Origin of the sequence: Curtobacterium ammoniigenes NBRC 101786 (genome assembly GCF_001571045.1) — a bacterium.
Taxonomy (GTDB): Bacteria; Actinomycetota; Actinomycetes; order Actinomycetales; family Microbacteriaceae; genus Curtobacterium; species Curtobacterium ammoniigenes.
In genome coordinates this window covers 146,854-160,065 of sequence record NZ_BCSV01000001.1, presented here as the reverse complement: position 1 = coordinate 160,065, position 13,212 = coordinate 146,854, and the positions used below count along the sequence as shown (strand labels likewise).

9 protein-coding genes are annotated in these 13,212 nt (G+C 68.9%); 2 read left to right on the top strand and 7 right to left on the bottom strand.

All coding sequences use genetic code 11. The annotated features are described in order from the left end of the window. Positions 1 to 78: 78 nt before the first annotated feature. The 6 genes from CAM01S_RS00705 to CAM01S_RS00680 all read right to left on the bottom strand — a co-directional run bounded on the left by CAM01S_RS00705 (position 79) and on the right by CAM01S_RS00680 (position 7,285). Positions 79 to 1,509: a mannitol dehydrogenase family protein gene (locus tag CAM01S_RS00705; RefSeq protein ID WP_083527593.1), complete on the bottom strand. Its 1,431-nt coding sequence runs from the start codon at positions 1,507 to 1,509 to the stop codon at positions 79 to 81. Further along, positions 1,506 to 2,927: a glucuronate isomerase gene (uxaC, locus tag CAM01S_RS00700; protein ID WP_066514669.1), complete on the bottom strand. Its 1,422-nt coding sequence runs from the start codon at positions 2,925 to 2,927 to the stop codon at positions 1,506 to 1,508. The genes CAM01S_RS00705 and uxaC overlap by 4 nt, the downstream gene beginning before the upstream one ends. A 112-nt stretch (positions 2,928 to 3,039) precedes the next feature. Further along, the gene (locus CAM01S_RS00695; RefSeq protein WP_066514663.1) at positions 3,040 to 4,104 is read right to left on the bottom strand and encodes a LacI family DNA-binding transcriptional regulator; all 1,065 of its coding nucleotides are present in this window, start codon (positions 4,102 to 4,104) and stop codon (positions 3,040 to 3,042) included. A 27-nt stretch (positions 4,105 to 4,131) separates the two neighbouring features. Further along, positions 4,132 to 5,304: a Gfo/Idh/MocA family protein gene (locus CAM01S_RS00690; RefSeq protein WP_066514660.1), complete on the bottom strand. Its 1,173-nt coding sequence runs from the start codon at positions 5,302 to 5,304 to the stop codon at positions 4,132 to 4,134. Between the two features lie 140 nt (positions 5,305 to 5,444). Beyond that, on the bottom strand, positions 5,445 to 6,449 hold the full coding sequence (locus CAM01S_RS00685; RefSeq protein WP_066514656.1) for a Gfo/Idh/MocA family protein: 1,005 nt from the start codon (positions 6,447 to 6,449) through the stop codon (positions 5,445 to 5,447). Continuing rightward, positions 6,446 to 7,285 (bottom strand): sugar phosphate isomerase/epimerase family protein, encoded by an 840-nt coding sequence (locus CAM01S_RS00680; RefSeq protein ID WP_066516582.1) that lies wholly within the window; start codon positions 7,283 to 7,285, stop codon positions 6,446 to 6,448. The genes CAM01S_RS00685 and CAM01S_RS00680 overlap by 4 nt, the downstream gene beginning before the upstream one ends. Positions 7,286 to 7,517: 232 nt before the next feature. On the opposite strand from CAM01S_RS00680, the gene CAM01S_RS00675 reads away from it, so the two are divergent. Then, entirely contained in the window at positions 7,518 to 9,899 is a 2,382-nt protein-coding gene (locus CAM01S_RS00675) for a cell wall-binding repeat-containing protein (RefSeq protein WP_157071329.1), read from the top strand. Here CAM01S_RS00675 and CAM01S_RS00670 read toward each other — a convergent pair whose 3' ends face one another. Beyond that, positions 9,900 to 11,663, bottom strand: a complete 1,764-nt coding sequence (locus CAM01S_RS00670) for a cell wall-binding repeat-containing protein (protein ID WP_169795795.1) — start codon at positions 11,661 to 11,663, stop codon at positions 9,900 to 9,902. It abuts the gene before it with no gap. Positions 11,664 to 11,878: 215 nt separating this feature from the next. On the opposite strand from CAM01S_RS00670, the gene CAM01S_RS00665 reads away from it, so the two are divergent. Then, entirely contained in the window at positions 11,879 to 13,186 is a 1,308-nt protein-coding gene (locus tag CAM01S_RS00665) for a hypothetical protein (RefSeq protein ID WP_157071328.1), read from the top strand. Positions 13,187 to 13,212: the final 26 nt, after the last annotated feature.

The following is a 13,212-nucleotide window of genomic DNA, read 5'->3' as shown; positions in this document are numbered from 1 at the left end:
GTGGGACGAGAAGCGAGACAAGAGGACCGCTGTTGCGCGGACCAGGGGCGTGGGTTGGGATGGAAACAGCCGGGCCGACTACGACCCATCGACCTCATCCCGGACGAGGTCGACGAATGCTCCATCCGCCGCGAGGCGAGCGTCCACGACCCCGATCAGCCGTTCGATCTGGTCATCGCCCCCACTGCCCACGATCTCGCGGAGGGTATCGGCGTGGGCGTCGACGCCGACGTCGCGGAGGGTCGCCGTGATCCAGGCGGCGATGACGGCGGCGCAACCACGGGCCTCCCGGCCGGCGGCGCGTTCGGCAAGCGCGACGGGTGCGATGCGGACGCGGAGCTTCGTGACCCCCTCCATCGCGATCTGCGCCAGCCGGTGCTCGATGCGGGCGTTGCCGAACCGATCGAGGAGCGCGGCGCGATAGGCATCGAGATCGAGGAGCGCTGCGGGAAGGTGCGCTGCCGCCTCATCCCACAGGCGTTCCACGCCCTCCCGCAGTGCGGGGTCGGCGATCGCCTCCGCGACGGTCTGGTGGCCGACGAGCGGTCCAGCGTAGGCGAGGTAAGAGTGCGCGGCGTTGAGCAGCCAGAGTTTGCGGCGCTCGAACGGTTCGATGTCGTCGACGAAGCGTGCGCCCGCGGTCTCCCACTGCGGACGGCCCGCCGGGAAGGCTCCGCACAGGATCCAGTCATGGAACGGCTCGGTCACGACGGGCGCGGCGTCCGCGAATCCGGTGAGTTCGGTTGCGACCGCGAGATCCGCTTCGGTCGTTCCCGGAGTGATCCGGTCGACGGAGGTTGCGACGAACGACACCGTCTCCCCGATCCACGCCGCGAGATCGTCGTCGATCAGCGTCGCGAGCGCGGTCATGCCCGAGCGGAGCATGGCGCGGTTGTCCGGCAGGTTGTCGCAGCACACCAGGGCGATCGGTCCGGCCCCGGCGGCGCGGCGGGCGGCGAGCCCGAGCAGCAGCCTCGCGAGGGCGCTCGTCGGCGCTTCGCCGTCTGGTCCGTCATCGCTGTCCGGAGCGGACGCAATGCGGCGCAGCAACTCGACGTCGTGCGCGACGACCGGGTCGCGGAGATCCGGCTCGGCGTCGTGCGTCAGGCGATAGCCGGCTTCCGTGATCGTGAGCGTGACGATCACCGTCGCCGGCGAGGCGATCAGCTCCACGAAGCGACGCACGTCGGAGCCGTCGGCCGCCTCCACCAGATTTGTGAGGATGCCGGCGGTGTCCCCGTGCGCTCCACGCTCAATGAGCGTGTACACCCCGCCCTGCGGCCGCAATTCGTCGGCGGTGCGGGGCGAGCGTCCCGTGAACGCGGCGATGCCCCATGCGTCACCGTCTGCTGCGGCTGCGGTGTACCAGACCTGGTGCGCTCGGTGGAACGCACCGAGGCCCATATGCACGATCCGCACGGGAGGCGCGTCACCGGTCCGCCCCGCAGCCACCAGCCGGTCGCGGGTCAGTCGGGGCGCCACGGTGGTGGCGGATTCGGCCTGGGTCATAGCTTGAACACCTGTTTCGGAACGGTCGCGACGAGATCACGGATGATCCGCTCGGCGAGCGACCGGGACACGCGTCCTTCGCCGACGAGCCGCGCGAGATAGGCGGCGTCGATGCGCCGGGACATGTCGTGCCGCGCCGGGATGGAGAGGAAGGCGCGGGTGTCGTCGATGAACCCGGACCCGCGGTAGAAGCCGGCGGTCTCGGTGACGGCGGCACGGAAGCGCTGGACCGCGTCCGGAGCGTCGAGGAACCACCACGGCGCGCCGATGTACACGCTCGGATAGAAGCCGGCGAGCGGGGCGATCTCCCGCGAGAACGTGGTCTCATCCACCGTGAAGAGCACGAGGTGGAACTCCGGGTTGGTTCCGAATCGGTCGAGCAGCGGCCGCAACGGCTCGACGTAGCGGGTGGCCGTGGGCACGTCGTGGCCCATGTCCGGTCCGAACCGGTCGAAGGTCGGCGCGTGGTGGTTGCGGACGACGCCCGGGTGCACGGTCATGACGAGACCGTCCTCGACGCTCATCCGGGCCATCTCGAACAGCATCACTGCGGCGAAGCGCGTGCGCTCCTCGGCGTCGGCGGTGCCGGCGACGACGCGGCGGAACAGCGCCTCGGCCTCCGCGGGCGGCAGGTCCTCGGTGAACGGCTGCAGCACGCCGTGGTCCGCGGAGACGGCTCCGTGCTCGACGAAGTATCGGCGGCGGTCTGCGAGCGCGTCGCGGTATGACCCGAAGTCGTCGGCTGCGAACCCGCCCCACTCGGCGATCCGCTGCACGGCGTTCGCGAACCCGGGATTGTTGGGGTCGATGTAGGGGTCGGGGCGGAACGTCGGCGCGACCCGCGTCCGGAGGCTCGGGTCCGCTGCGAGCGAACGGTGCGCGGCGAGGTCGTCGAGCGGGTCGTCGGTCGTCGCCAGGAAGTCGATGCGGAACCGGTCGAGCAGCGCTCGGGGCCGGAAGTCGGGGTCGTCGAGGCGCCGCTGAATGGCGTCGTAGATGGTGTCGGCGCTCTCCGCGGACGGCTCGACGCTGATCCCGAACTGCGAGACAAGGGTGTCTTGCAGCCAGTATCCGGACGCGGTGCCCGCGTAGTGCGGCCAGTGCTCGCAGAAGGTCCGCCAGACCGTGCGGGGCGACACCGCCGCGGTCTCGGAGCCGTCGCGCGTCGGCACGCCGAGTGCGGTGAGGTCGACGCCGGCAGCGTGGAGCACGCGCGTCACGTAGTGGTCGTAGCGGATGAACAGTTCGCTCGGGTTCGGGAACGCCGGATCGTCGAGCAGCATGCGCGGGTCCACGTGGCCGTGCGGGGAGATGATCGGCAGTGTTCGGACCGACTCGTACAGCTCGCGGGCGACGGTTCGCGTCGCGGGATCCACGGGGAAGAGGCGGTCCGGGTCCAGTACGAGAGGCGCTTGCACCGCTCCTGTCTAGTCGCTGGCAACAGAGCTTGTCAACCGATTGCCAAAACGGTCGCGGCCTCGGGATGATGCGCCGAGAACGTTGTGGGAGGCGGGCGCGGCCGCCGCGCGGTCAGGCGCGCGCGGCGTTCCCGGCTCCCCGCGGTGCGCCCGATGAGCCACGCGGTATGAACTCCGTCGCGAGCGCGCCGACATCGTCGGGCGCCGCGGCGGTGCCGAGTTGCGCGAGCAGTCGCTGTACGGCGAGCTCCCCCAAACGGTTGAGCGGCGTCCGAATGGTCGACAGCGGCGGCGACGTGAAGTCCGAGCCGAAGATGTCGTCGAATCCGACGATGCTGAGGTCACCCGGCACGCTGAGCCCCGCCTGTTGCGACGCCCGCAGCAGGCCGATCCCCATGAGGTCGTTGTAGGCGACCACAGCGGTGACCCCGGCGGCGCGGACCCGGTTGAACGCTTCGATCCCGCCGTCGAGCGTCGGACTCGACGATGCGATCTCGACGATGTTGAGCGAGCGATCCACCGCGCGGGCCATGATCTCGTCCCACCGCGCGCGACTCATCCAGGAGCGCTCCGGCCCGGCGAGGAACGCGACCGAGGTGTGCCCGACCGCCGCGAGATGATCGAGCGCCGCATCGATGCCGGGGGCGACCTCGGGAATCACCGACGGGACATCGTCGACGAGGCGGTTGATCACCACGAGCGGATGCTGCTCGGCGAGCGCACGGATCTCGTCATCCGTCAGACGCGTGGTCACGAGAATGAGTCCGTCGACGGAGGGCGCGACACGGTCGGCGGTCTCCGCCTCGAGCGCACCCGACTCCTGCGACTCCGCGAGCACAAGCGTGTAGCCGTCGGCCGCCGCCGCACGCTCGGCTCCGCGCACGACGTCGAAGAACATCGGGTTCGTGATGTCGGCGACGATCAGGCCGAGCGTATGCGTGCGCCCAGTCGGCAGCGCCCGTGCCATCGGGTTGACCCGATAGTTCAGCGCTTTCGCGGCCTCGCGGATCAGCTGCTCGGTCTTCGGATTGAGTCGCCCTGGCTTGCTGAGCGCGCGCGAGACCGTCGACGGATTCACTCCCGCGAGCTGCGCGATGTCGTAGATCGTGGGCCGCGCTCCGCGAGGCCGCGTCCCTCCCACCGCGGGTGATTCGTCGTCGCCCGTGGAGTCCGTCATCCCCGCTCCTTGCCGTCGGGGGACACGCTATCGCGTGGGATACACACCCTCGGCCGCGATCCGCTTGTTCAACTCGGCCAGATATTCGTCCTCGTCGAAGTCGAGCGGAACCTCCCGGCCGAGCCAGCTCGACAGATGGATGGCGTTCGCGAGCCGCACCCCGTTGATTCCGTCCGAACCCGGCGCGAGCAGCGGGGTTCCGTCGAGCACGGCTGCAGCGAAATTCTCGAGCACACCCGCGTGCTGCGCACCCCACTGCGACTCGAACGAGATCGTCTCACTGTCCCAGTAGTCCGAGGTGTCGATCTCGCCGCGGAACAGGCGTGCGACGTCCGCCGGCGCGAGACCATCACTCAGCTCGCGCTCCGGCTGGCGAAGCCGATACACCGTGGCGGTGGCGCTCTTCTCGACGACGATCTTGCCGCGATCGCCAAGGATCTCGAGTCGATCGGTCCCGATCACGTCATGCGTTGCGGTGACGAGCACACCCGTCGCGCCGTCGCCATAGTCGACGAGCGCCGTGACCTCGTCCTCCACAGCGATGTTGCGGCGGAACCCGTAGGCCACCTTCGCGAACACCGACTGCGGAACGCCGCAGATCCACTGCCACAGATCAAGCTGGTGCGGCGCCTGATTCACCAGGACGCCGCCGCCCTCGCCACCCCACGTCGCGCGCCAGGCGCTCTGGTCGTAGTAGCCCTGCGGCCGCCACCAGGTCGTGATGATCCAGTTCGTCCTCCGAATCGCGCCGATCTCACCCGCATCGACGATCTCCTTGAGTCGACGGTAGAGCGGGTTGTTGCGCTGATTGAACATGATTCCGAAGACGACGTCCGGGTGCTCCGCGGCGACCTCGTTCAGTTCCCGCACCTGCCGGGTGTAGACACCGGCCGGCTTCTCGACGAGGACCGGCACTCCGGCGCGGATCGCGGCCATGCCGATCTCCGGGTGAAGGTAGTGCGGAACCGTCGTGACGACGGCATCGATGACGTCGTCGTCGCCGAGGAGCGATCGGTAGTCGTCGAAGATCGCGACGCCCGGATGCCGCTCGGCGGCAAGCTGTCGCTTCGCCGGGTCGATGTCGACGATCGCACCGATCGTCATGTTCGGGACGCGGCCGTCGGTGATGAGCCGGGCATACATCCCGCCCTGGGCGCCGAAGCCGATGATGCCGAGCCGAACGCGCTTGCCGTCCGCCATGTGTTCGTTCCTCTCTCAAATCTCATGTGATGTGGCCTGGCCGCATCTGCGTTCCCGCCGCTGGCTTCCGCTCGATTGCGCTGAGCTGCCGGTCGTCCGCCCGATCAGTCGTCCATCGGTCGCGCGCCCGGTACGCCCGCTCAGTCGTTCGTCGGTCGCGCCGGAAAGGAGGCGTCGTAGACGGTCTGGATGATGTCGAGCGTTTTCTGCGCCTCCCGCCCGTCGATCCAGAACGGCTCACCGCTGCCGATTCCGCCGTAGAAGTCCCGAATCAGCCGTTCGTGCGAGGCCCCCCAGTACGCGCGCGGGCCGGAGGCGGACGCGTCCTCTTCGACGGTCTCGACCCGGCCGTCGGTGTACGTGACGGTGAGCGCGCCCCGGAGCGACAGCACAGCGCCTTCGGTCACAACGTCGACGGTGACCGGGGCATTCACGGGATTGTTCAGGGTGCCGAAGAAGGTGCTCTGGGCGCCCCCGACGTGATCGAGCACGATGTCCGCGGTGTCCTCCACCTCGATCACCTCGCCGAGCACCCGGGTCGCGGCGCCGCCCCGCACCCGCTCGACGTCGCCGACGAGCCATTGCAGCAGGTCGACCGTGTGGATCGCCTGGTTCATCAGGAGCCCCCCGCCGGCCGAGCGCCACCGTCCGCGCCATGGTCGATCGGCGTAATACGCGGCATCGCGATGCCACATGACGGTCGCGTTCGCACCGAGCACCGGGCCGAGCGCACCGCTCTCGAGCAACTGCTTGGCTGCGACGACCGGGGTGTTGTACCGGTTCTGGAAGCACACGCCGAGCCGAGCCCCCGACTCGGCAGCTGCATCGACCACGCGCGCCCCTGCGCCTCGCGAGTGCGCGAGCGGTTTCTCGAGGAGGACGTCCACGCCTGCCCGGAGCGCGTCGATCGCGATCGCAGCGTGCTCGGCGTGCGGCGTCGTGACGTGCACCACGTCGGGATGCTCCGCCTCGATCATGCGCTGGTGGTCATCGAACCCAGCGACGCCGTGCGCTGCCGTCGCCGCCTCCAGGCGCCCAGGATCGGTGTCGCAGACGGCGACGAGTTCGACGTCGGGCATCGCCTCGATCGCGGCGAAGTGGAGTGCGGAGATGTCTCCGCAGCCGATGACGGCCGCGCGGGTCACCGAGTCTCCACGCCGAGCTCGGCGAGCAGTGCGGCGAACGCGCGAGCGGCAACCCCGAATGCGGACGGCCCCGAGAAGCCGCCGAGGGCGAACGCGCCGCTGAGGTGCGGTTCGAGCGACGCGAACCCCTGGTAGCCGGAATCGCGCAGCGCCGTGAGCGTCTCGCGCAACTCACCGTCGCCCTGGCCCGCTGGGACGACATGGCCGTCCGCCGCGACCGCGTCCTTGACCTGGAGATAGTCGACGTAGGGCCGAAGCGCCTCCCAGCCGTCGCTGAACGGCCGCACCCCGACCTGGACGAAGTTCGCGTTGTCCCAGGCGAGACGAAGGGCCGGTGAGCCGACCGTCTCGACGATGTCGAGCACGCGGGATGGGACGTCGCCGAAGATGTCCTTCTCGTTCTCGTGGAGCAGCACGACCTGCTCGGACTCGGCGAGGTCGGCGAGCAACCGGAGGCGCGTCATCACATCGTCGCGGATGCTTTCGACCGGCACGCCCTCACCCCGGTAGAAGGAGAAGATCCGAATGTTCGTGGTGCCGAGGGCGTGAGCGACGCGGATGACACGGCGGAGGCGCTCGACCTCGTGCTCCGGCTCCAGCGCGATGTCCACCTTGCCGATCGGCGATGCGATCGCAGAGACGCCCATTCCGGTTTCGCGGAGCAGTGCCGCGAGTCGCTCGAGCTGGTCGTCGTCGAGATCGACGACATTGACGCCCCAGGCGCTCCGTACCTCGATGTGCTTCGCGCCGAGCGCCTGCAGCACGGCGACCTGCACTCTCGGGTCCGGGTCGATCTCGTCACCGAATCCGGACAGGGTCCATGCGGTTGCTTGCATGCCAGCTCCTCGTTGATGCTCGCGGCGCCGCTCGTCGGCGGCGATGGAGGCGGTTGCGCCGTCCGCTTGTCGACGGTAGCCGCTGCCCCGAGACTTGGCAACCGATTGCACAACGTTTCTCGGTCGATCCGTCCGGTTTCCGAACGCCGCGAAGACCGGTGCACCCCGCCCTGGGGATGATGTGACGCATGAGGCGCTTGCTACCCTGACCGCGACAGGGAAGGGGACACACGTGTCTCGTCGGCCGATCGCCGCTGCCATCTTCGCGCTCGCAACCGCCACCACACTGCTGGCCGGACCAGCAGGACCGGCGCTCGCCGCGCCTCCGGGGACCATCAGCGCCACCTCGAGCGCGGCCGGGAGCACTGCTGCACCGGCGACCGGGTCCCCGTCGTCCGGGGCGGGTTCCGACGCTGCTGCCCGCACGAATGCCGGGCCCCAGCGCGTCGGAGCTCCGACACGCATGGCACGGTCGTTGCAGACGGCGGGGGCGACCGCATCGACAGGATCGGCCGCGCGCCAGGACGTTGCACAGCACCGCCGCGACCGGGTCTGCTCGCTGCCGCAGCCCGGACATGTCGCCTGCGATCTCGAACGCGGCGATACGACCGCGACCACCGGCACAGCTGCGTCGGCCTCCACTCCCCCGCTCGCACCGCTCGGCACTACAACCGGATCGACAGGCCTGACGGCGCAGGACATCCGAAACGCCTACGCGCTGCCGAGTTCATCGGCACTTCCTGGCTCTGGACCGATCGTCGCCGCCATCGACGCGTACCGGGATCCGAACATCGAGGCCGACGTGAACGCGTATCGCCAGCAGTGGGGGCTCGGCACCTGCTCCGTGGCGAGCGGCTGCCTGACGACCATTACGCAGACCGGCTCGACGGACACCACGAACGTGCCGACAGACTCCACGTCCCACTGGAGCCAGGAGTCGGAAGCGGATCTGGAGATGATCAGCGCAGTCTGCCCCCAGTGCCGTCTCCTCCTCGTCGAGGCGAACAGCGACGACATCAACGACGTCGGGGCAGGCGTCAATGCGGCCGTCGCCTTCGGCGCGAAGTACATCTCGAACTCCTACAGCACGTCGGACCTGGGCAGCGCCATGGACCACGAGGCCGACCAGCTCTACTACCAGCACCCCGGCGTCGCCATCACCGCCTCAGCGGGCGACAGCGGATACGGAGCCCAATATCCGGCGGACTCGCCGTTCGTGACCGCGGTCGGGGGGACGACCCTCACCGCCAACACGCCGACGACGTGGGTGGAGCAGGCGTGGTCCAACGGAGGCTCCGGATGCGGCAGCGAGTCCGCTCCGGCCTGGCAGACGGCCACCGGCTGCCAAACACGTTCCGCGGCCGACGTGTCCGCGGTTGCGTACGGCGTCCTCGTCTATGCCACCGACTCGACGGGAAGCGGATGGGGCGAGTTCTCCGGCACGAGCCTGTCGTCGCCGATCATCGCGGCGACGTACGCGCTGGCCGCCGCGACCACCGGCTCACCGGGCCCGGCCGCCGGCGCATACCCGGTGCAGTGGCCGTATCAGCGCACGAGCGGCTTGAACGACATCGTGGCCGGAAGCAACGGCACCTGTGCTGTCGCCGTGCAGTGCAACGCCGGGCCGGGCTACGACGGACCGACCGGCCTCGGTTCCCCCCACGGGATCACGGCGTTCGAGCAGCCGAGCATCACGAGCGTCCAGCGGATCGCCGGGTCGGATGCTTTCGACACTGCCGCCCAGACGGCATCGCTCGGAAACTCCTCACCTGGGCTGTCGAAGGTGTACGTCGCAACGAGAGCGAACTTCCCCGACGCACTCTCCGGGGGACCGGCGGCCGGGGTCGACGGCGCCCCGGTGCTGCTCGTGCTGGCGGACTCCGTCCCCACCGCCACCGAGAACGAGCTGACAACGCTGCATCCGCAGCAGATCGTGATTCTCGGCGGAACCGACGTGATATCAACCGGTGTGGAAAGCACCCTCGCCGGATACGCGAGCAATACGGTGCACCCGACGCTCCGGGAGGCTGGTGACACCCGGTGGGCGACCTCCGCGACCGTCTCGAGCGACACGTTCCCGAACGGCGCAGCGAACGTCTACATCGCGACAGGGCTGAACTTCCCGGACGCGCTGTCGGGCGCGGCGATCGCGGCGACCGCAGCGCACCGCGGACCGGTCCTGCTCGTGCCCGGCACGTTCATTCCGTCGGAGATTCAGAGCGAACTGAACCGGCTCCGAAGCGTCTCGGGCGTCGCTCTGCACGTCTTCGTGCTCGGAGGCGTGAATGCGGTGAGCGCAGACGTCGCCTCCCAACTGGGTCAATGGGGCAGCGTGACACGAGTCTCGGGCTCGAGCCGCTACGAGACCTCGGCAGCACTCGCGGCCCTCGGCTACAGCGCGGCCCAGACCGTGTACGTCGCGACGGGCACCAACTTCCCGGATGCGCTCGCCGGAGCCCCTGTCGCCGCGCGCAACGGCGCTCCCGTCCTTCTCGTCCAGCCGTCGCAGACGCCCGCGGCCGTGCAGGATGAGATCGCCGCGCTTGGCGCGACGAACGTCGTGGTGCTCGGCGGCACGGCCGCGGTCGCCGACTCCGCGGTCGCGACGCTGTAGCTACAGGAGCGCCTGCACGGCGCTGTCGACGGCGCTCGTCCCGCCGATGATGACGATCTTCGTCGGCTTCAGCGCGATGATCTCGGCGCGGGTCGCTGCCGGAATCGAGTCGCCCATGACGAGGAGGACGGGGGCGGCGTTGTATCCCGCCACCGGGCCTCCGGACAGTGCATCGGGGAAGTTCTCCCCCGTCGCGAGATACACCGTCGACGCCGACGAGTACACGCTCGACGCCACGTCGGCTGCGGTGCCGAAGCGATCAGATCCGGCGATGCGAACGACGGTGCCGCCGTTGCCGAGCGCACCCAGCGTGCTGGTCACCGATGCCTGCACTGCGCTGCTCACCGCCGCGGTGCCGCCGAGCAGCACAACCTTGCTCGGGTTGAGCTTCTGAATCTCCGCCTGCGTGGCCACCGAGAGCGTGTTGGGATCGGTGAGGAGCACCGGGCCGCTCTCGGCGGTCGCCGCCGCGACGGAGGATGCGGCGACCGCGTCCGGGTAGTTCGATCCCGTTGCCAAGTACACGGTTCGCGCCGACGAGCCCCAGTTGTCCGCGGCGATGGTCGCCGCCGTGTCGTAGCGGTCGGACCCGTATTCCCGGGTGACCGGATTCGGCGTGAACGTCTGCAACTGGGACGCGATCGTGTCACTCACGGCGTTCGGTCCGCCGAGGACGACGATGTGCTTCGGAGCGAGGCGTGTCAGCTCCGTGGTCACCGATGACTGGATCGGAGACTGGTCGACGAGCAGGATGGGCCCGCCTGCCTTGCCTGCGGCGGCCGCACCGGCGAGCGCGTCCGGGAAGTTCGCGCGGGTCGCGATGAACACGGTGTTGACGCCCGACGGGAACGTCGCTGCGGACAGGGCCGCGCTCGTGCCAGGAGCATCGTCCCCGGCAACGCGTGTCACCGGGGCACTCGAGACCGGCGCGGATCCGTTCGCGTAGGACTGCAGCGCGGACAGGTCGCCGTTGAAGACGTCCTGGTCCCCCTCGAAGGTGCCGCTGTCGGCCCACTGCCACATCGTCCAGGTCGCCCACGAGCCACCCAGCGTGCCCGGGCTGGAGGCGGAGGTGTATCGCGCGACGAAGAACGGATCGAGCGGGAAGCCGGTGCTGTTGCCCGTGCACTGGGTCCACCAGTCGGTCGTGGTGTAGATCGCGGGCCACACGCCGGTGAGGTTGTGCATGGTGTTGACGAAGTCCGAGATCCACCCGACCATCGCGGTCTGGCTGATTCCGTAGCAAGTGCCCTGCGAGGAGCTGCCGTACTCGATATCAAGCAGCGGCGGGAGCGTCCGGCCGTCCGGACTCCAGCCGCCACCGTGCGAGAAGAAGTAATTCGCGGTCGCGGTGCCGCTCGCTTGCGTCGGCTGCGCATACACATACGCGCCGCGGATGAGGCCGGCGTTGTACGAGTTGGCGTATTGCGCCGCGAATGAACCACTGACGTAGCTCGTCCCCTCCGTCGCCTTGATATAGGCAAAGCGGGCGCCATTCGCGTAATCCGCCGACCAGTTCGGCGACGGCTGCCACGCGCTGACATCCATCCCGGGAGCCATCGAGCTCGAACTGACGTCGGGGCGAACGGACATCGACATCGGACCGTTCGTGGAGACGCCCTCGTGTGCGGCGATCGACGATCCCATCGCGTGGTTGCCGGTCGCGTCCTGCACCGACAACGACGGATCGGACGGTGCTGCGGCCGCCGCCGGAAGGGTGGTCAGCCCCGCCGTCAGCATCAGTGCCGCAACGCCTGTCAGCAAAGCCGCACCTGTTCGTAAAAAACGCACGCGTCGATTCCGTCCCTGTCCGCCGAAAAGTGATGGGCTCCCTGCAGCCCACGAGCAACGATAAGAGAACGACCGCATGCAGATCGAACCCCACTCCGGGGGAACCCGATTGATCATCAGTCAGGATCCGGTCGTCCGTCCCGGCGGGGTGGTCGGCAAGACGCCCCGGATCGGAGAAGATGGAGCCCATGAACAAGCGGTCGCTCTCCCCGTCGACACGGACTGCACTCATCGCCACGATCCTGTTCGTCGCGTGCACGGCGGCCGCGTACCTCCGGGTCACGCCCCTCGCACGGCACGTGCTGTGGGCGGAGGACGGTCGCAACTTCGTGTCCGACGCGAACGTGCAAGGGTTCTGGGCCAGCCTGTTCACCCCGATCGGCGGCTACCAGCAGATGCTGCCGCGACTGCTCGCGAGCCTCGCCACCACGGTTGCCGGCCCGACCTACCTTGCCCAGACCGTGACGCTGCTCGCTTGCCTGACGGTCGGCGCGGTGAGTGCGCTGCTCTTCATCCTCTCGCGTGGCGTGCTGCAATCCCCCGTGCTGCGGATCCTGCTCGCCGCTATCCCGCCGCTCATTCCGACGGCACCGGAAGAGTCGCTCGGCACGCTGAACAACCTGCACTCGTACCTGCTGCTGCTGTCGCCGTGGCTGTTCATCTTCGTCCCGAAGAAGTGGTGGTCGTCGATCGGTGCGGCGGCACTGTCCGCGCTGATCCTCTTGTCGGAGACGCAGGCGATCCTGTTCATGCCGCTCCTGCTGCTCGGCGTGCGCCGCCCGAAGAAGTGGCCGATGATCGCCGGTGCACTGCTCGGCGCCGCGATCGAGGTGGCGACTTACCTCGGCACCCCTCGTGTCCAATACAACTTCGGCCCCACACACATCACGCCGTGGGACGTCGTCGTCGGGTATCTCGCGGTGCCGCTCGCGGCAAGCTGGACCTTCCATCTGCATTTCATCGCCGAGGTCATCACGCATGTCACGCTGCTGCCGCTTATCGTGCTGGCGGTCGTCATGCTCGGACTCGCGGTGGTCGCGGCCATCTGGGCGAACTCGAAGCAGCGGTGGATGATTGTCGCGACGACGCTCGGTTCGGGCATCATCTGGTCGGCAGCGATTCTCGTCAGTCCTGCACCCGGATTCGAGTTCGCGCAACACACCTTCCAAGATGTGTCCGGGTTCGGTGTGTGGCGGTATTCGAGCGTCAGCTCCGGCTTCATCCTCGCCGCACTCGTCCTCATCGCCGATACGCTGCTGCAACGCTCGCTCCGTGCTCCCCGCATCATCGCCGTCGCCGTCGCGGTCGTCGTCGCGCTGCCGCTCGTCGTGAACTGGTGGACTCCGCCGTCGCAGCGGTCGCAAGGGACCCCGCTCGCCGTCCAGGTCGCCGCGGCCAAGCAGCAGTGCGGCACGGGCAAGACAACGGACCCGCAGTTGGTCGAGGCCCCGCCCGGCTGGACGCTGAACCTCACCTGCGCGTACCTGTCGCGCTGAGCGACGGCGCATGGACGGTCGAACGG